Origin of the sequence: Metabacillus idriensis (genome assembly GCF_050483325.1) — a bacterium.
GTDB classification, from domain to species: Bacteria; Bacillota; Bacilli; order Bacillales; family Bacillaceae; genus Bacillus_P; species Bacillus_P idriensis_A.
Genome location: NZ_JBCMYF010000026.1, coordinates 1 through 18,799 on the forward strand (window position 1 = coordinate 1; position 18,799 = coordinate 18,799).

18 protein-coding genes and 16 tRNA genes are annotated in these 18,799 nt (G+C 33.9%); 33 read left to right on the plus strand and 1 reads right to left on the minus strand.

Going from position 1 to position 18,799, the window contains the following annotated elements; translation table 11 throughout:
* Window positions 1-33 precede the first annotated feature (33 nt).
* The 21 genes from ABEQ24_RS14850 (at window position 34) to ABEQ24_RS14950 (ending at window position 4,866) form a co-directional block, all read left to right on the plus strand.
* Window positions 34-108 (plus strand) — tRNA-Asn (locus ABEQ24_RS14850).
* Between the two features lie 4 nt (window positions 109-112).
* A tRNA-Ser gene (locus ABEQ24_RS14855) sits at window positions 113-202 on the plus strand.
* A gap of 14 nt (window positions 203-216) precedes the next feature.
* Window positions 217-291: transfer RNA gene (locus ABEQ24_RS14860), tRNA-Glu, on the plus strand.
* A 16-nt stretch (window positions 292-307) separates the two neighbouring features.
* A tRNA-Val gene (locus ABEQ24_RS14865) sits at window positions 308-383 on the plus strand.
* A gap of 43 nt (window positions 384-426) precedes the next feature.
* A tRNA-Met gene (locus tag ABEQ24_RS14870) sits at window positions 427-503 on the plus strand.
* A 3-nt stretch (window positions 504-506) separates the two neighbouring features.
* Window positions 507-582: transfer RNA gene (locus ABEQ24_RS14875), tRNA-Asp, on the plus strand.
* Between the two features lie 172 nt (window positions 583-754).
* Window positions 755-830: transfer RNA gene (locus ABEQ24_RS14880), tRNA-Phe, on the plus strand.
* 13 nt (window positions 831-843) lie between these two features.
* A tRNA-Thr gene (locus ABEQ24_RS14885) sits at window positions 844-919 on the plus strand.
* A 10-nt stretch (window positions 920-929) separates the two neighbouring features.
* A tRNA-Tyr gene (locus ABEQ24_RS14890) sits at window positions 930-1,014 on the plus strand.
* Window positions 1,015-1,031: 17 nt separating this feature from the next.
* Window positions 1,032-1,105 (plus strand) — tRNA-Trp (locus ABEQ24_RS14895).
* 27 nt (window positions 1,106-1,132) lie between these two features.
* A tRNA-His gene (locus ABEQ24_RS14900) sits at window positions 1,133-1,208 on the plus strand.
* A 32-nt stretch (window positions 1,209-1,240) separates the two neighbouring features.
* Window positions 1,241-1,315: transfer RNA gene (locus tag ABEQ24_RS14905), tRNA-Gln, on the plus strand.
* Between the two features lie 59 nt (window positions 1,316-1,374).
* Window positions 1,375-1,449 (plus strand) — tRNA-Gly (locus tag ABEQ24_RS14910).
* A gap of 8 nt (window positions 1,450-1,457) precedes the next feature.
* Window positions 1,458-1,531, plus strand: a tRNA-Cys gene (locus ABEQ24_RS14915).
* Window positions 1,532-1,550: 19 nt separating this feature from the next.
* A tRNA-Leu gene (locus ABEQ24_RS14920) sits at window positions 1,551-1,639 on the plus strand.
* A gap of 20 nt (window positions 1,640-1,659) precedes the next feature.
* Window positions 1,660-1,740, plus strand: a tRNA-Leu gene (locus ABEQ24_RS14925).
* A gap of 118 nt (window positions 1,741-1,858) precedes the next feature.
* Window positions 1,859-2,785: a tyrosine-type recombinase/integrase gene (locus tag ABEQ24_RS14930; RefSeq protein ID WP_430007515.1), complete on the plus strand. Its 927-nt coding sequence runs from the start codon at window positions 1,859-1,861 to the stop codon at window positions 2,783-2,785.
* A gap of 153 nt (window positions 2,786-2,938) precedes the next feature.
* On the plus strand, window positions 2,939-3,802 hold the full coding sequence (locus ABEQ24_RS14935) for a hypothetical protein (protein ID WP_430007516.1): 864 nt from the start codon (window positions 2,939-2,941) through the stop codon (window positions 3,800-3,802).
* A gap of 29 nt (window positions 3,803-3,831) precedes the next feature.
* The gene (locus ABEQ24_RS14940) at window positions 3,832-4,188 is read left to right on the plus strand and encodes a MerR family transcriptional regulator (protein ID WP_430007517.1); all 357 of its coding nucleotides are present in this window, start codon (window positions 3,832-3,834) and stop codon (window positions 4,186-4,188) included.
* A 171-nt stretch (window positions 4,189-4,359) separates the two neighbouring features.
* Window positions 4,360-4,572, plus strand: a complete 213-nt coding sequence (locus tag ABEQ24_RS14945) for a hypothetical protein (protein ID WP_430007518.1) — start codon at window positions 4,360-4,362, stop codon at window positions 4,570-4,572.
* Between the two features lie 96 nt (window positions 4,573-4,668).
* Window positions 4,669-4,866, plus strand: coding sequence for a hypothetical protein (locus ABEQ24_RS14950; protein WP_430007519.1), 198 nt, complete (start codon window positions 4,669-4,671; stop codon window positions 4,864-4,866).
* An 83-nt stretch (window positions 4,867-4,949) separates the two neighbouring features.
* Here the strand turns inward: ABEQ24_RS14950 and ABEQ24_RS14955 are convergent, their stop codons facing one another.
* Window positions 4,950-6,356 (minus strand): metal-binding protein, encoded by a 1,407-nt coding sequence (locus tag ABEQ24_RS14955; RefSeq protein WP_430007520.1) that lies wholly within the window; start codon window positions 6,354-6,356, stop codon window positions 4,950-4,952.
* A 235-nt stretch (window positions 6,357-6,591) separates the two neighbouring features.
* On the opposite strand from ABEQ24_RS14955, the gene ABEQ24_RS14960 reads away from it, so the two are divergent.
* From ABEQ24_RS14960 to ABEQ24_RS15015, 12 genes are all read left to right on the plus strand, one after another.
* Complete coding sequence (locus ABEQ24_RS14960) at window positions 6,592-6,783, plus strand: hypothetical protein (RefSeq protein WP_430007521.1); 192 nt, start codon at window positions 6,592-6,594, stop codon at window positions 6,781-6,783.
* 298 nt (window positions 6,784-7,081) lie between these two features.
* Window positions 7,082-8,563 carry a DEAD/DEAH box helicase family protein gene (locus ABEQ24_RS14965; protein ID WP_430007522.1) on the plus strand — a complete coding sequence of 494 codons (1,482 nt, stop codon included), beginning with the start codon at window positions 7,082-7,084 and terminating at the stop codon, window positions 8,561-8,563.
* A 623-nt stretch (window positions 8,564-9,186) separates the two neighbouring features.
* Window positions 9,187-10,710, plus strand: coding sequence for a phage major capsid protein (locus ABEQ24_RS14970; RefSeq protein WP_430007566.1), 1,524 nt, complete (start codon window positions 9,187-9,189; stop codon window positions 10,708-10,710).
* A gap of 550 nt (window positions 10,711-11,260) precedes the next feature.
* On the plus strand, window positions 11,261-11,722 hold the full coding sequence (locus ABEQ24_RS14975; RefSeq protein ID WP_430007523.1) for a hypothetical protein: 462 nt from the start codon (window positions 11,261-11,263) through the stop codon (window positions 11,720-11,722).
* Between the two features lies 1 nt (window position 11,723).
* The gene (locus ABEQ24_RS14980) at window positions 11,724-11,936 is read left to right on the plus strand and encodes a hypothetical protein (RefSeq protein ID WP_430007524.1); all 213 of its coding nucleotides are present in this window, start codon (window positions 11,724-11,726) and stop codon (window positions 11,934-11,936) included.
* A gap of 204 nt (window positions 11,937-12,140) precedes the next feature.
* Window positions 12,141-12,953: a ParA family protein gene (locus tag ABEQ24_RS14985; RefSeq protein WP_430007525.1), complete on the plus strand. Its 813-nt coding sequence runs from the start codon at window positions 12,141-12,143 to the stop codon at window positions 12,951-12,953.
* Window positions 12,954-12,955: 2 nt separating this feature from the next.
* Window positions 12,956-13,381: a hypothetical protein gene (locus ABEQ24_RS14990; RefSeq protein ID WP_430007526.1), complete on the plus strand. Its 426-nt coding sequence runs from the start codon at window positions 12,956-12,958 to the stop codon at window positions 13,379-13,381.
* Window positions 13,374-14,066: a hypothetical protein gene (locus tag ABEQ24_RS14995; RefSeq protein ID WP_430007527.1), complete on the plus strand. Its 693-nt coding sequence runs from the start codon at window positions 13,374-13,376 to the stop codon at window positions 14,064-14,066. The genes ABEQ24_RS14990 and ABEQ24_RS14995 overlap by 8 nt, the downstream gene beginning before the upstream one ends.
* Window positions 14,067-14,210: 144 nt before the next feature.
* The gene (locus ABEQ24_RS15000; RefSeq protein WP_430007528.1) at window positions 14,211-14,708 is read left to right on the plus strand and encodes a hypothetical protein; all 498 of its coding nucleotides are present in this window, start codon (window positions 14,211-14,213) and stop codon (window positions 14,706-14,708) included.
* 216 nt (window positions 14,709-14,924) lie between these two features.
* Entirely contained in the window at window positions 14,925-15,662 is a 738-nt protein-coding gene (locus tag ABEQ24_RS15005) for a hypothetical protein (RefSeq protein WP_430007529.1), read from the plus strand.
* 226 nt (window positions 15,663-15,888) lie between these two features.
* Window positions 15,889-16,287, plus strand: a complete 399-nt coding sequence (locus tag ABEQ24_RS15010) for a hypothetical protein (protein WP_430007530.1) — start codon at window positions 15,889-15,891, stop codon at window positions 16,285-16,287.
* Between the two features lie 506 nt (window positions 16,288-16,793).
* On the plus strand, window positions 16,794-18,701 hold the full coding sequence (locus tag ABEQ24_RS15015; RefSeq protein ID WP_430007531.1) for a cell wall-binding repeat-containing protein: 1,908 nt from the start codon (window positions 16,794-16,796) through the stop codon (window positions 18,699-18,701).
* Window positions 18,702-18,799: the final 98 nt, after the last annotated feature.

Sequence of the window (18,799 nt, forward strand, 5' to 3'; positions counted from 1 at the left end):
AGTAGGACGTTGCCAGGCTAGTGAAAATATTATTCCGCAGTAGCTCAGTGGTAGAGCTATCGGCTGTTAACCGATCGGTCGTAGGTTCGAGTCCTACCTGCGGAGCCATTTTGGAGAGCTGTCCGAGTGGCCGAAGGAGCACGATTGGAAATCGTGTAGGCGGTAACCCGTCTCAAGGGTTCGAATCCCTTGCTCTCCGCCACTACTTATATAAATGGCCCGTTGGTCAAGCGGTTAAGACACCGCCCTTTCACGGCGGTAACACGGGTTCGAATCCCGTACGGGTCACCAACATCATTTTCACTGCGGAGGATTAGCTCAGCTGGGAGAGCATCTGCCTTACAAGCAGAGGGTCGGCGGTTCGAGCCCGTCATCCTCCACCATTTCCACTGAATACAGCAGCACAAAAACTTCATTTATTATTGTCGCGGGGTGGAGCAGTCTGGTAGCTCGTCGGGCTCATAACCCGAAGGTCGCAGGTTCAAATCCTGTCCCCGCAACCAAATGGTCCCGTGGTGTAGCGGTTAACATGCCTGCCTGTCACGCAGGAGATCGCCGGTTCGATCCCGGTCGGGACCGCCATTCTTAATTAAAAAGAATAAAATGGCTTGGTAGCTCAGTCGGTAGAGCACGATCGAATAAGCTTCGAAGCATAAGCATCAGCGCACAAATTGAGCTGCTCCTCGGCTAAGCTTACTGAAATTTGGGCGAAGGTTTCAAGAATGTAACATCATTGTACTGCAAATTATAAAATGGCTTGGTAGCTCAGTCGGTAGAGCAAAGGACTGAAAATCCTTGTGTCGGCGGTTCGATTCCGTCCCAAGCCACCATTTACACTTAAATGCCGGTGTAGCTCAATTGGTAGAGCAACTGACTTGTAATCAGTAGGTTGGGGGTTCAAGTCCTCTTGCCGGCACCACTTACAGTGTGGAGGGGTAGCGAAGTGGCTAAACGCGGCGGACTGTAAATCCGCTCCCTCCGGGTTCGGCGGTTCGAATCCGTCCCCCTCCACCACTTTTAAAAAAGAATATAGGGGTATAGTTTAAAGGTAGAACAGAGGTCTCCAAAACCTCCGGTGTGGGTTCGAGTCCTACTACCCCTGCCAATTTAATTAATCTTATATAGTATAATGGCGGTTGTGGCGAAGTGGTTAACGCACCAGATTGTGGCTCTGGCATTCGTGGGTTCGATTCCCATCAGTCGCCCCATTTTTTACTTAATAGGGTTTTTATTTCTGTTTTGGGCTATAGCCAAGCGGTAAGGCAACGGACTTTGACTCCGTCATGCGCTGGTTCGAATCCAGCTAGCCCAGCCATTTTTCATTAAGAGTCATCTTTGTGCAGCTAATGCATAAGATACATTACAAAGCGATTTGCGGAAGTAGTTCAGTGGTAGAACACCACCTTGCCAAGGTGGGGGTCGCGGGTTCGAATCCCGTCTTCCGCTCCAATAGTTGAGGCGGCATAGCCAAGTGGTAAGGCAGAGGTCTGCAAAACCTTTATCCCCGGTTCAAATCCGGGTGTCGCCTCCAATTTTTAATTATCACCCTTGCCGGGGTGGCGGAACTGGCAGACGCACAGGACTTAAAATCCTGCGGTAGGTGACTACCGTACCGGTTCGATTCCGGTCCTCGGCACCATATCCATCACAATTTCATTTGCCGGTGTGGCGGAATTGGCAGACGCGCACGACTCAAAATCGTGTTCCTCTGGAGTGCCGGTTCGACCCCGGCCACCGGTATCAAAAATCTATAGAAATCAAGACTTCAACGATTATGTTGAGGTCTTTTTTTTGTTTTCTAACACGACATAAATAATTCAAAATCGTGTGCGTCGAATCGTGTGCGTAGGAGGTTGTGGTGGGAAGAAGAGGAAAGCTTACAAATGAAGAATTACTAATCCTTAAGAAAAAAATAACAGATGATGAAGCTTTTGAAGTCTTCTTTAGAGATTGTTATTTAAGAAACTTGAGACCAGCTACCATTGAGTATTATAAAAACGAATTCCATGCAGCGAAGAAAATTATTAATAAGCAACTAGTTGATTGTCAGCAGATTGATATTGAAACATTCATTTTAAAAAGCAAACAATTCATGAAAGTAACAAGTATAAATACTCGTTTAAGAGCGCTTAGATCTTTTTACAATTTTTTATTTAAGTACAAGCATATTGATAAAAATGCAATGAAAAATATAAAGCTGCTAAGAGATAGACAAAAGACAATTGAAACCTTAGATAATAAAGAGATAGAAAATTTGCTAAAAATAATACGACAACAAAAATCATTCATTGGTTTTAGGGATGAAGTAATACTATTAATATTTTTAGATACAGGAGTTCGTTTATCTGAGCTAGTAGGAATAGAAGTAAATGATGTAATCGATAATTCTATTATAGTTAGAAAAACTAAAAATTTATTTGAAAGAACAGTTTACCTATCTGATGCTACTGTTGAGCAATTGAAGAGATACATTAAGATCAGAGCAAACGTTGAAACAGATAAACTTTTTATTACTCAAGATAATGGAGAGTTGAAGCCTCATAGTATACAAACGAGGTTTACGAAGTATGGTAAGGATGCTCGAATAACTAAACGTGTAAGTCCACATACCTTTAGACATACAATGGCAAAACGAATGATAGTAGCAGGAATCGATGCATTTAGTCTTATGGCAATTTTGGGCCATCAAGACATAGCAATAACAAAGAAGTATGTAAACTTATGGGGATCTGATATAGAAAAGAAACATAAGGAGTATGGAGCATTAAGAGGGATTAAATTATAAAAGTGTACGAGCTTGTGTTCGTGTTATAAAATTAATAAAAGAGATGGTATATGAGTTTGCGGCTCTACCATCTCTAAATACAAGACACAGAAGGTTTACCTCTGTATTCTAATTATTACAGGTCTTCTTTGTTGTGTCAAAGGGAGAAGAACAATGAAGTTAATATCTATTCTAAGTGGTAAAGGGTTTGTAATGTATAACAAACAACTTGCACATGAGGTTTCAGTTAACGGATCCATTATATTCGGCCAATTGTGCTCCAGTTACGAAAGTTTTAGCAGCAAGAATATGTTAACTATCAAGAATGATAAAGAATATTTCTTCTTAACATCTGAAATGTTGGAAGAAGAAACGGCACTCACATACAAACAGCAACTCAAAGCAGCTAAAGAATTAGAAGATCATGGCTACATAGAAACAAGGGTAATGGGGATGCCTTCAAAGAAATACTTTCATATCACTTCTAAAATTGAAATTAAATTAGTAGGAATACCTAGCTCTTCCAAAAGGGAAGACCTGATTAAACCGTTAACTATTGAATCGAAAGTCAAGAAGCAGTCTCACAGGTATGACGAAAGGGAATACCTACCCTTACCCAAAGGGAACACCATGCCTGACCAAAAGGGAACCCTAAAAATAAATAATAAAAAAGAACAAGATAAAGATATAAATAATTTCAATTGTAATTACAAGGAACCTCTGACATCAGATCAATTTAAAGTTTTGTTAACCAAAGCTTCTAATGAACTGTATACCAAGTTTTCTATTGGAAGGTATTCTAAGAAGCAATGGAATACACTTATTGAAAAATTTGTAAATGATACAATTGAAAGCAACAGGTATTTAAAGGTACCATTACATAAGATTAAAGGATATGCTTTTAAGTCTTTAGAAATAATCACGAATAACTCAGACTATAAACATTCCGAAGAATTTGCTGAGTATAAAGAAACGATGTACGAGCTTTCAAACAACAAGACTAAAAATAGTCACTTATTTAACTGGTTAGAAGTTTGATTATTTTATTTTTTCTTAGGAGGCTCATAATGAAAATTAATGAAGTGTCTGCTATGCTAGGCTTAAGTACTTCAGTTTTAAAAAAGTATTATCTCCTGTTTGAAAAGAATAATTATAAGTTCACTAGAAGTAAGCAAGGTCAGCTTGTTTTTTCTGAATATGAAGTTGAGTTGTTTAGAAAGCTAATCCATTTAAAGAATGTCCCTGGAAATACTGTGGAAAAGTCAGTAGAAATTTTACTGAATAAGGAGTCACAAGTGAACAAAGAGCTTGATTTAAAGCAATTAATGATTCAACAAGGAATACAGCTAGATATTATTTTAGATAGTATTAAAGAAATTGATAATAAGATTAAGAAATTAAATAAAAAAGTAGATAAGCTATAAGCGTTAGTTGATAAGAAATTCAAGAAGGTTAGATAACGAGGTAATGGGATATCAACGGATAGCCTTCAGAAGATACTGGATGACCCTGATTAAACAGAAATATGCCGGATAATAGAATTATATTATCTAGTGTGTTTTTATCTTTAAATTAAAAATGGGAGATGATTTAATATGACTGCAGAAAAATTATTCCAAATGATTAAGGAATTAGAGAATGGTGAGCGTTGGAAGCTATTAGATATGATGTATGACGAGTATTATAATGTTAGAAATAATCCAAACATGGAAGAGCGACTTTCTAACTTAGAGAAGGATGTAGAGTTCCTTTCGGAAAAAATTGGAATACATGATATGTACTTCAATCGAATTCATAAAGAAGAATAATTTCTAAATCTGATTTATATTCCTTATAAAATTGAATTTTAGTTTAAAATACTCCTATAATCACTTATAGATTAAGTTAATGGGGGAAGCGTAGTTATGGCACGAAGGATTGCTTGTATCATCTATAAGGATAACCAAGAAATCGGAACTTTTAAATCAATTATTGAAGCAACAAAATTTTTAGAGAGAGAAATTGATGGGTATTTAAACGAAGGAGTCAAACTGCTTCTTAGAGGTTGGGTTCCACCAAAAAACAGTCAATTACATGGTTATTCAGCTAAACATTTTAAATGAGATCGAGCTGTATGCTCGGCCTTTTTTGAATAAAATCCATATTTTTTTTAAAAACAGAAGGGACCACATAGGCCCCTTTTAGCTTACCTTTTTCTATTTTGTTGACGAGCTTTTTTTGATATTTTCTTTTTGTTTTTGATTTTACTAGAACGTTTTTTGTTTTTAGCTTGAAAACTATAGGCACTTTTTTCTGCAGATGATGGATAGTAATCTTGTAAAGCTCTAGGTATAATACCTTGATTGACATACATAAACTTACGGGTTTGATAAACAATCTCTGCAAGTCCAATACACGACCGCATTAACTGAAAACATTCAAGTACAAACTCTGTTAAATATAAACTTTCGGAGGTACCCTTTTTTGGATCGCCAGAAGGATAGTAAATTATCTCTTGCGTAATAACATCATAAGTATAACTTCTATGACCTATTGCATTTCGCAATCTATTATCAACTTTGGAAACAAAAATTTTATCAAAGCTTTCGTCACCATTAATAAATTCTAATTTTCTTCCTTTATTACGCATTTTTATGTAATCTTCAATGACTAGAATTTCTTTGATTACATTTTCTTTCATTTTTTTAAAATCTGCTCGATGTTTTAAATTATTATAGGCAACGACTAAATTTAAAATATCACCTATATCCTCAAAAGTATCTATATAAAAATCCTTAATATCTTCAAAATCAACAGTTGTTAATCCTAATTTCTTGATTACATCTTCTTTGTGATTTTTTTCTGAATAAAAGTCTAATCCGTAAATTGGTATAAACATGTGGAATTTTTCAATAAACTTATTGATAATACCGAAAAATTTTTGTTCATAATCATTCAAATGACTTTCAAAATGTTTTGCCAATAAAATTAATTGGTTACTATTATTAATATTTCGAAACTCATTGAAAATGTGGGTAGTAATTTCTTTAAAATAATTACGCGCAAAAGCATTGGTAAACAAGAAATTTAAGACATGAACCGCTCGTAATAATTCTAGCTCGTTATCTGCCGGGAATTGTGTTTTATCTAATAATTTATGAATTTCTTTAGGTAAGTAGGTATGATTGCCATTAAACCATAATTCATTTATTCGTTTTACAGTAGGCCATTCATATTCAATTTTATCTAAAAAGCTAATGGTACTTTCTTTAAAATTTTCAATATTTTCTCCCATAGAGAAGACACCACTTTTGAAAAAGGGCGAGAAAAAAGTATCAATATCTCCAGTATATGGACGCATTTTTTCAGTCAAAAGCTCTCCAGATACTTCAATTAAATAATCAGGTTTTCCAATGTCTTCTAAAGGAGTTACATTTTTTAGTTTAATAGAATATCCTGCATTTTGTTGGTCTAAATAGACGTTGCCGAATATTGAAATATTACATTTGCCACATTTAATTCTAACAGGATAATTTTCTAACCAACCTAGTTGAACCTTTATACGAGTAATGCTATCGCAAACATTACATTGAAAATCATTTGTAATTACCATTAGACTCATCCTTCATATACAAGAAATTTCTTCATACTACGTTTTATTATAATAATACACTATACATAATTATCCATCTGTACTCCATAAAATAAAATTCTCATTTTATTAGTGAGTAGTGTTTCTATTGAACTTTACGAGTATTAAATCAATTCTTAAATATTTTTTTCACTTTTAGTTTACACTTTCTCATTTTGCCATATAACAGCAGTATCAAATGACGAGGTGATTGATAATGGCAAATAATCAGAAGAAAAAAAAGAAGTACAGAGACTTAGAAATAAAAAGATGGAGAAAAGAATTTATTGAGGGTTACGATACTTTTCAAGAACTTATGCCCGGAATAACAGAAGCTGATTTTATTGATGCTAAAATTGTTAATGAATTTTTATATTCTGGAAAAATGAGCATATTTAACCAAAATTAGTTATTCATCTTAATGAATGAAAGATACAGAGCTAGTTAACATAAAGTCAGCTATAAGAAGTTGGCAATCTTCAAGAACACTGATGATTGCTAGCTTTCTTTAAGTGCGGAATTTTAAATGATATACATAATTTTATAAAATGTTGATTTAGAGCCTTTTCTGAGGGCTCTATTTTTATTTATTTCCAGGAACTTATGAAGAATAATTTGTGAATTATTTTCCTGTTATGATTTACGTTTTTGTTTCTTCTGATAGAAAGCATATATAAAGAAATTTTATTTAATCGGAGGGAATCAATTTGATCGGTAAAACTTACGTAAGCGATTTTATTACAGAAGATGTTGTAGAAAAATTAGAAAAAGGAAAAAATTATCTAATTGGGTCGGAAATGAACAGTGGCAAAAATTACTGGGCAAGAAACGTTCTGCTTCCATTCGCACTAGAAAATAACAAACGAACTTTATTTTTATCTCATAGACTTCAATCATTAAAGCAGCAATCAAATTATCTTGAAGAATATAAAGAAGAATGCATTCGCCAATTTAAAGGCGGTATGTTCGAAATAAAGTCAATTCAAGGTTTTCAGAAGATGATTCAACGAAGAGATCCAATGATTAAAAGTTTCGATTATATCATTTGTGATGAAGCTCATTACTTTGTGAGTGACAGCTCTTTTAATACAAAGACAGAGCTATCTTTTAACTTTCTAAATCAAAACGTTGAAGCAGTTAAAATCTTTATGACTGGGACTTATGATGGTCTTTACTACTTACCTTGGAATAATCAGCTAGAAGTACTTAAAGAAGCGAATTACTACAACAATTCAGTAAAAGATATGTTTCGATATGAGCAAGATGAAACAGTTGCTGCAGTAGTTCATAAAGAAGTTGAAAAAGGAAATAAGGCTATCATTTTTCATAATTCTCTTGATACTACAACAAATTTTAATATTGGAAACAGTAAGGTCTTACATTCTGGAAATCAAGAAGGATCTTTAGAATTCAAGCAGATTGCTGATAATCAACAATTCGAATGTGATGTACTAAATACAACAAAGCTTATGACTGAAGCAACTGAAATTAAGGATGCTTCTGTAGAAACTGTTGTTATTCATGGAATCAGTGATATTGATGCTTTTGTTCAATCTACTGGACGAGTTAGAACTCAAAAAGTAAACGTATTTTATAAAAAAGTTTCCAAGAGATCCATTTTAGCTAAGATGCGATATTTAGAAAAACAGCTATTTTATTATGACGAATATAATCGATTGGGTGAAATTGATTTCATTGAAGAATATGGAATTGATGTAATAAGCAAATGCATGAAAGCATTCTATCTTGATACGATAATGGATCCAATCAGTAATCAAAAATATACTCGACTAAGGGTTCATACAACTGGATTAGCCTACTTAGAATATCAAGCAGAAATGTATGAGTTTATGGATGTTTACGGATTTGAAGCGTTCTTTGATAAATATTTTCCTAACATTCAATATGTCGATCTTGAACAGCTAAAAAAAGAAAATTATATTCAACTTGATATCATTGATAATTATCTTGAGAAGAAAATCTTCAAAGAACAGCAACAAGCATTAGTGGATGTAATCTGTAACAAATATGGACTTCGAGGTAAGAACGGTTCAATAAAGGTCGGTATGAAAACTGTCAATTCATTCTTTGAAGAAAATAATATTTCGTTTGTTATCAAGAGCGAAAAGGATAATGCAAGAAGCTCAGAAACTTATGGTAAAAGATATTGGATCCTTGAAAATAACTGAAACCAAAAAAGTTACCTTTCTTATTTAAAATAGAACAATAACAAATATGGTTTCATTCTAAGTCAGCTAAATAGATGTCGTACAGGATCTTCTACCTATGTATATATAAAATAGAGAGTGTTGCACAGACGTGCAATTATTCTCTATTCATTCGATTATAGTTTCTAGTTATTTGTTATTGGTAGAACTTTCAAGATTGAGACATTGAAAGCTTTACGTTTTTCTTTAATGCTTTAGATTCATTGAATACTTCCTATTTTAATTGCAACACAATGAGCCGGTCACTTCCATGTCTCGGCTTCTTCTTTTATGAACTTTTAGTATTGCTTGGACAAGCAATCTTATTAATAAAATCGGCACTGCTTTTGCAGTGACTACTTAACTATCTTACAGATAGCTTACAGAATTATTAGGTCTCGTATTTAGGTTCGTATCTTTGACTTCTCGAGCATTAGAGGAGTTCTTTGAAAGCTTGATTCACTTTCAAAGCCTTGGCGTATCTTCGGATACGTCTTTTTTTATTTAAATGACTATTTACAGAAATAGATAGCTGTTCATTCAGCAAAAAAGAAAACGAAAGGATGAAGATCTTGAAGAAAAATATCGAACTTAGAGTTCTGAATATGGAACTACGTTCAGATAAGAACGGAATTATGAAGGTATCGGGATATGTCAATAAGACCGAAAAGCTAAGCAATGTCTTAGGTTCTGGAAAGAAATTCGTTGAAAAGATTGCAAAAGGCGCATTCAGTCGAGCAATTCAAAATGCCACAAGAGACATTGATTTTCTTGCCGAGCATAAACAAGAAAAAATCCTGGCATCAACTCGAAATAAGTCTTTAACTCTTCGAGAAGATGAACAAGGTTTATGGATGGAAGCTACTATTGCTCCAACGACTTGGGGCAAGGACGCGTATACATTGATTGATTCAAGAATCTATCAAAATATGTCATTTGGTTTCCGAACTATCAAAGATAGTTGGCGTAATCTTGAAGCTGGTCTTTATGAGCGAACCATTGAAGAGCTTGATCTCTTTGAAATCAGCGTTGTTCGGGATCCTGCCTATAGTGACAGTACTATTGCAGCACGAGGAATCGACTTAGTTACAGAAGTTGATATTCCGGTATCAAAAATAAAAAAAGAGGAGCAAAACAAAATGAAAACAGTATACAGATATGGAACTACTAACAAAAATGAAGCAGAGGAAAAACGGACTTTAGATAACAAAGCTTTTAATGCATATGTTGCAGGTGATGTTCAAGAGGCTCGTGCGCTTGGTCTACAAACAGTTGCAGGTAATGGAGCTGTTATTCCAGAAGCAGTTGCTGACATTATCGTTGAGAAGCTCGAAGAAAGTTCTCCAGTATTCGCTCGTGCTCGTAAGTTCCCATCAGTTCACGGAAGATTAAAGGTTGCTAGAGAAACATCAACAGGTGTTGGTTCTTTCGTAGGAGAAGGACAACCTCTTACTGAAGGTTTAATTGCTCTAGGTCATGTAGAACTCAGTCAGAAGCGAGTCGGAGCTCATATGGCTCTTACTAAACAATTAATTAATGATGCTGCTTTAAATATGGCTGAATACGTTCCTAACAGACTGGCGAAAAGTACATTCAAAGCTGTTGAAAGATCAATCCTTCGTGGAACATCTACTGAAGAATTCAAAGGTATTGTTCCTAATGAAGAAATTAACAAGTTCACTTTGTCGAAGGCATCAGAAAATACAGATGTAAAACTGTTGGATAAGATGAACGAAATTGTAACATCAATTCATCCAGATTACCTACAAGGTTCAGCGTTTATTGTTTCAAGACCATTCTTCAATAGACTTGCTAAATTGAAAGATGGCGCAGGACATTTCTACATGCAGAACGGTGAAGTAAACGGCCGCCTATCTTATACATTCATCGGTTTAGAAGTAATCGTTACAGATTCATTGGATGCTGGAGACACTGTTGGACAAGTTCCATGCGTGTTCGGAAATGTTGAATCAGGCTACGCAGTAATGGTTAAGAAAGGTCCACAGATCATTACAATTCAAGATATTGAGTCAGCGTTGCGCGGTACTGCCGGATTCATGCTGGACGCTTATATGGATGGAACTGTTTACAATCCAGAAGCACTATCAAAACTAACAATCACTGCTTAAACTATAAGAATTTATGCTAAATATTTTACAAACTTTGAGTGGTCGTTAATTCGGCTGCTCTTTTTCTTTTTAAAAAACAAACCGAAAGAGGTAATAATTTGTCGAGAAAGGATAGATGAAGTATGAATGAGAAGATTAACTGTTTAGAAGCAGTAAGAGCAGACATCGGAGAGAAAGCATTTAAGTTTTCTTTAGTGAAGATTGTGGTCAATGATTACATCGAAGCAATGAAGTCAAGAGACATGAAGCTAAGTAGAAGTTCGGTGCTATCAAAAGTCAACTTAATACTGACAACACATGGCAGTGAAAAAGTTTCGTATGGGTACCTCAGAAATGTTGGCTTCTAAAAAAATGATTGGCCAAAACGAAACCGCCTACCTCCGCGAAAAAAAGATGAACAGCCACGATAATAACAGTGGAGTGAACGGTTTTCCCACAGTACATTTTGAACCCTGTCCCGTCGTATCATACCTAGAAAGGACTGAATAAAATTAATCTAAAACCGGCACATCTTAAACAAGATAGTAATCCATACAGAAAAGAAAAGAACATGCAACAGAAGCATGAAATGAAGCAGCAGTTTTCATCTTCAAATTTGTCGAATCTGCCAGATCATATCGTTCTAAGAAATGAAAAAGTTTACGCAGCTCTAGTTTCTAATTTGAAAGATTTAGGACTCGGATTCCATTTGAAAGACATTGATATTTTCTCTTTAGCAGCTGCAGCAAATACAATTGACTTATTGAATGAAATTGAAATTGGTCTTGTGAAGCATGGCGCAGTACAAACAATCATGACTCGTGAAGGATTTGAGAAAGTAGTTGCTTCCCCATATGTTCAAATGAGAAGTACTCAGCTTAACTTACTTCAGTCTCAGCTAAAGTCTTTGCAGTTAGATCCAACTTCAAGACAGCTACTTACTCAATCAGTTTTGAATGACGTAAATATGCTTGATGGAGAAGATGATGAAGATGATGAATTGCTAAACAGCATCATGGAAAGGTTGGACTGATATGAAAGCATACAACAGAGAATATCCAACAACAACAGACAATTGCCTGGATACTATGAGTTCAACGAAAAATGGCAAACACACTCAAAAAGAAGCATTTAAGATTCTGCTTATGACACCTGAACTTTTAGATCCTCTTTTATTCCTTCTGTCAAGATGCCGTTTCTTACAAAGAATATGTTGCTCTTATGAAGAACAAAGCAATCAAATCTAAGAATCAAACTTTTATGAATATCGTTAAAGAATTGGATGGTGAAATGTTTGATTAAGCAGTACAAATTCCTTTCTTCAAGAAAGAAGTTTATTTGAAACCCTATGTATTTCCTAAAAAGTGATTTTCCCCTAAAAAAATTTATATTTTTAACCCTTTATTTAATGTAAAATATTAGATGTATAGGAAATATATTGGGGGTTCATTATGGCGAAAGTAATTTCATTTTTAAACATGAAAGGCGGAGTTGGGAAATCAACTTTATGCTTTAACATGGCATATACTGCAGCAAATCATTTTAATAAAAAGATTTTAGTAATAGATATGGATCCACAATTTAATACAACTCAAGCATTAATGGAGAAATATCGCAGTTCAGAAGACTACCTTGACCTAGTTGAAGAGAAAAAGACTGTGCTGAAAATATTTCAGAACACAACCAGCGTAATTCAAAGAGTTGAGGAAAAAATTGTACCTCCCCAAGATATTATCCAGTCGTTGGAGGATAACTTATCAATTATTTGTGGAGATTTAGACCTTATTATGATTGAATCTAGCACTAGAGGAACAGAAAATCTTCTTGATGGATTCATTCAAAGAGTTATAGAAGAAGAGGATTATGATTATATATTTATCGATTGTCCACCCACTCATTCATTTTATACAACATCTAGTTTGATTGCTTCAAACTATTACCTGGCACCAGTCAAACCGGATATGTATTCTCTTTTAGGAGTAGAACTACTTCAGAGTGTAGTAAGTAATGTTAATACAATGAATAGAGCTAAGGTGCAATGTTTAGGCCTTATTTTTACGATGGTTAGACCAAATTCTGTTACTCAAAGAAGAATTATAGAAAGTGTAAGAGAGAAATACAACAGTATTAAGGTGTTTGAAAAAGAGATGTTGTATTTTCAATATAATGAAACAGGAAGAATTGAAACCTTTATGTATGATATGGTTACTACTAAAGATAGGATCGTGGAAATTACAGAAGAATTTATAAAGGAGTTAGAATAAGGGTGAAAAAAATATTAAATTATATATCAGAAATAAAGCTTTCTAACTCAAAAAATTTTTCATCACAGGAATTAGAAGATAGAGCAGTATTTATGGGTGTTGTTGCTGAATTGCTATTGTCTAAGGAATTATTCAAAAGAAATGAGGAGTTAAAGAGCTTTATTAAGGAAGTCTTCAAAATAAATCCATTGGATTATCTTTTTAAATCACGAACCCTTCTTTTATCTAGGATTATAAGAATTATTGAATCATCTGAAAAGGATGAACTAAAGAAATATATTGATAGTACTTATCTATACCTCGAGAAACCAGCTAATATAGATAACGGTCTTAAAACTGTACCAAACAAAACAAATAAAAAGGGTAAAGGTAATACTATCGATACAATTGATAGATGGAGAAAGGTAATCAGTAGGAATAATGAATAGGTCTATTTTTTTACAAAAACCCCACGAAAAAGATTTTAATTATTACTTATCACATTTGAAAGATAGAAATACTACTACTACAAATAGCGATATATTAGAAAAACTAAAGGTTATTCATAGAAAAATTTATTATTTAAATGATCTGGCTAAATCAATCTCCATGACTACAAACGAAAAAGGTTACTTTAACGAGGTGGTCACAGACTTAATTCTATGCATGGATCTTCTCTCTCTAAATTATATGAAACCTGCAAGAATGGGACTTCGGGCATCAATTGAAGAATTCAATCGATTGCTGTTAGTTAAAATTAAAGAGGACGTAGAAGGACTTGGCGTATATAAGATAAACGAAAATGTGAAAAAAAAGTATAAAACAGTAAATTATGTACATGGAAAAATTTCTCAGTTATTAAGTGACTACAAGCAATTGTGTAATTTTACACACGTTTCAGACAATAATAACTTTACAAATAAATTGGTCTTAGATGACTTTAAGTTAATAGACCGAAGTGAGCTAAACATTATTACTAACCAGATATTAAGAGTATTAGAAAATATGATTTTTATAATTATATGTCAATATAAAAGGGATTTCTTACGCCTTAATAAACACCAACAAGCATTTATTATTGAGCAGCTAAAAGAACCTTATCAAAGAGATTTAAATCTTGTTTTAGATGAATGACAAGTATATTTTATTAGCAAAAAAACGTACAAAGAGAAGGAATGAATATTTGTTGGAAAACAGACAAGTGTAATTCTATGGTTCTCTATCCTAGTTTTAACGATATTCATCTTAAGGTTTTTAGAAAACGTGGGGGATCATTCAATGAAGTATTCGAAGAAAGTTCTATTTACAAGTCTTGGTTTAGGGTTAGCAATCGTAGTCGGTGCAGCCACAATTGTTCCAGCTGCTATTCAAGGAAAAGAAAAAGTTTCGTATGAAGAACTTGAGAAGCAACTAACTTCAACTAAAAAAAAACTAGTTCAAACTAAAGAAGAACTTGCTAAATACGAGAAGGGAAATGAAGAGCAAGAAAGTAAAATCTTCGTTCTGGAGCCTGGTGCCCATACTGTTGGTGAACCCATGAGCAAGGAACTTCCTCCAGGAATCTACCAAGTTCAACCTGCTGATCATGAACTAGGTGGAACATTTGCTGTTTATGAGAAAGGCGTAGAACAAATTTACGGTAATGAACAGGGGTACAGTGTCTTTGGACCAGGTCCTAACGAAGAACCTGACATTGAATGGTATACGTTCTTCGTCAATCCTACTGATGTAATTGTTATTGACACTAAAATGAAATTTATTATGATGAATCGATGAAAGTTTTGTTGTTCATTTACATATGAAGAAATATTGAAAAATACTCTCATTTTAATAAAGGCACTGTGATCAATCTTTAAGACATGAAGGTTTTTATTATAAAATACCCATTTTATTTTACATTTTAATGATAATTTTTCTTCCCAAAAATTTGTTGATTAATAAAGGAACATTTTCTTGTTGCAAAATCCTATTTTTGAAAGAGGTAAATAAACAATGTTGGAAGTAATTAAGAATGATTTATTGAGCTTTTTAGGTGCAACTTCAATTGCAGGTCTATTTATTACGTTCCTAATAAGATTTGGAATACAAAGTGGATTCGCAAAAGCCCTTCAAAAAAACAAATCGAATCTTGATAAAATAAACGATGAGTATAGAACGAAATTAAACAAAGAAATTGAAGAATTAAAACATAACCAACAAAAACTATTAAAAGATTTTGATCTCTACACATCGAAAAAACACGAAAAATATCCTGAACTTTACTATCAGGTTGAGGAGGCATATGGTCAAATTTTTAGTTTAAGGGGATTAGGATACTCTTTCACATTTGAAAATGTAAATGAAGTGGACTTATCTATCTATTTTGAAGAAGAGAAAATGACTAATTATGATAAAGAAAGGCTATTGGCGGAATGGAGACAAGACAAATTTATTGCAATTGAGAAAATTCGTGAGTTGGTGAAAAAGTTACGTTTTACACAAGCGCGTCAAAGTTGGACAGATGCGAACAACTATTTTATATCAAATTCGTTATACTTTTCTCAAACGGTACATATTCAAACTGAAGACTTATTTAAAAACCTTTATAAATATTTAAATAATCTTGAACCAGGTTTATCTTTAAGTCCAGAAATGACCCAAGAGAACACAAAATATCGAAATGAAATTCTCCCGGAAAAAAGAAAAAACCTAAAAATACAAATGAGAAAAGAACTTTCAAATGAAGAATGAAGAGTTTAAGATTCTATTATTCACCTCCGAAAGAAAGGGATAATAGATTTAAAAGCGATTCTAGTATTTGAGTGTGTTTGTGGTAAATAGTTATTGATCTGATCAAAATACTAAATTAAATATACCTTGCTGGTAGGAGACTGATAGCATCAGTCTTTTTTCTTTTGAAAAATAACAGCTTTACATCTTCAAATATTCCGATAAAACAATATTGGAGGTGATTAGCTTGTTTCCAACAAAAGTGCAGCTTAAACAACATTTATCCGATAAAATGACGAACCAAGATATTGCCAAAATTTATGGAACAACTTTTCAGAAAATCATACAGCTTATTAAAAAGTATGATCTTAATTCTAATGAACTTAGACAAGTAAATAAATATATTGTTTATGAACATTGGTTTAATGGAGAAATCTATTATATTGGAAGTGGTGTTTGGTATCGATGCAGAAGATATACTAATAGAAGAAACTCGGAACATAGACAGTTAATGCATAATGGAATCCTTACTTATAAAATTGTCGCTGAATTTGAAAAAGAAGAAGATGCAAGACATTATGAACATCAGCTAATTAAGAAATACAAAAAGTTAGGACAAGCAATTTTCAATAAACATACAAGGTAGTCTTGACTTGACTGAACTTATGAACAGAGGCATAATAGTTCATAATCGTGTTCTTTAAAAAATACCTAAATTCAACTAATCATTGATATGATTGAGAATATATAGATTACCGTTCAGATTGGGACTCAAAATCGTGTTCCTCTGGAGTGCCGGTTCGACCCCGGCCACCGGTATCCTATTGGTATCAAAGCTTTTAAGCTTTGATACCTTTTTAGTTTGTCTAAAAAAAAATGCTGACTCCTATTGACTCCACTTGAAATTTTTAGAATGAAAAATCTTCCATGATCGTAAAGTTTATTTTAGTCTTAAAAAAGACATTTAATTTTATAAATGGGTATAGGTGGTGGGCATTTCAAGTGAAATTAAAGAAGCAGTTCAAGCTGATTTCCTGCCTGTATTTTCACGGATATTGAATTATAAGAAACGTTCTGGTAATTCAAATATGGAATGTTATCAAAGAGTAAAAATCTATAAACTTTTAAAAGGATAATCAGAGAATTTATTGTATGATATATAAAAAGAATAAGGATCAGGAGAAAAAAATGAAAAAGTATTCCATAGTTGGGTTTATCTTAGCATTTGTTTTAGTAATCTTTTTACCGAAAAACGCTGAGGCAGAGCCTCTACCATTTGAGAGGGTACAGGGTCAAAGCCGGTACCATACAGCAATAGAAATATCAAAAAAAGGTTGGCCAAGTGGCTTAGATAGCAGTGAGAAAGCAGTAATATTAGCAAGGTCAGATAACCCTGCAGATGCTTTAGCAGCAGCGGGTCTTGCAGGGGTGAAGGATGCACCCATTTTACTTACAAGCCCTGCTAAACTAGAACCTATTGTTATAACAGAATTGAATCGCCTGCAAGCTAAAAAGGTATATGTCCTTGGAGGAACAAGTGCGGTATCAGAAAAAGTTGTGAGTGATCTAAAAGAGGCAGGTAAACAGGTATTGAGAATAAGCGGGAGTAACCGCTATCAAACAGCCGAAAAAATTAATGAGGCTGCAGGACTTACTGCAAATCCAAAAGCAATTGTTGTCAACGGAGTTACTGTCGCTGACGCCTTATCAGCTTCAACTAATGCTGCACTTAATGGAATACCTATCTATTTGGCAACGAAGAACAGTATTCCAACAGCATTACCGAGTCATATTAAGGAAGTTATTTTATACGGTGGAGAAGCTGCAATTAGTAAAAGTGTAGAAGTTGAAATAGCAAAAACGAAAAAAGTTACAAGAATATCTGGCAGTAACCGATATGATACGAATATAGAAGCGATTCACTCACTTTCCAACAGCTTTGAAAACATCATTTTAGTACGCGGTCAATCAACGAGTACACAGACAGAGGACTACCCTGATGCAGTGGCAGCCTCAGGATTGGCTAAAAAACTACAAGCACCCATCGTTCTTACACCTCCAGATACAGTGAATTCGAAGGTAGAAGCATATATTGCAAAATTAAACAAACATGTATACGTGCTTGGTGGAGTTCAAGCTGTTTCAGAAAGACTAGTTAACGCCTATCAGCCATTATTTGAGTTTACAGGATTAGATCCTAGCCTTGAATCAAATCTTCGGTATTCTCTGAATAAACCTAATGGAAGTATAACCAATAAAGACTTACAAGCGCTTATAACTTTATCCATGAACTCTAATGGGATTGAAAGCTTAGAAGGACTACAATATGCAATCAATTTAAAGGAGTTAAATGTAAGTTACAACCCGATTTCAGATGTAACACCAATTTCAGGCCTAACAGAGTTAACCAAACTGTATTTAGGCAACAATTACTATTTGCGTGACTTCAGACCGTTAAACAGTTTAACAAAGTTACAAACCTTGACCCTGGATTCTACAAATATTAATGATCTTGCTTCGATTGGTAAGTTAACAAAGCTTGAAACACTAGATCTATCTAATACTCTGTTAACCAGTCTGAATGGTCTTCAAGGTTTAAATAGCTTGACTACTCTTAATGCAAGCAACAATGAATTATATGATCTTTCCCCATTAAAGAATTTGAAGAAAGTTAAGAATCTATATTTGCAGGAAAATTTCATTTCTGATATTAGACCAATAGGCTATATGAGCAGTTTAGTTGATATTGACTTGAGTCAAAACGATATATCAGACCTTACGCCATTTAAACAAAATACCAACCTGAAGTATGTAAACCTTGAAGCAAATAATATTAAAGACATTTCAGCATTAACAAGCTTGAATTTGATCCGCATTATAGTCAGTCATAATCAAATAAGGACGATTGAGCCAATTATTACTGCAGTGAAGAATGGAAAGATAAAAAGCCTTCTTTATTTTAAAATAGACTATAATAAAATTGATCTCTCAAAACCTGAAAATGATCTGACTGTTTTTAATCGGGAAGTTACGGTTATCTCTTATCCACAGTACCCATAAAATTCGTGTTTCTCTGGAGTGTCGGTACGACCGCGGCCCACCAGTATTAAAAAAGTATAAACCTTTATAAGTCAATGCTTTGAGCAATCAGAGTATTG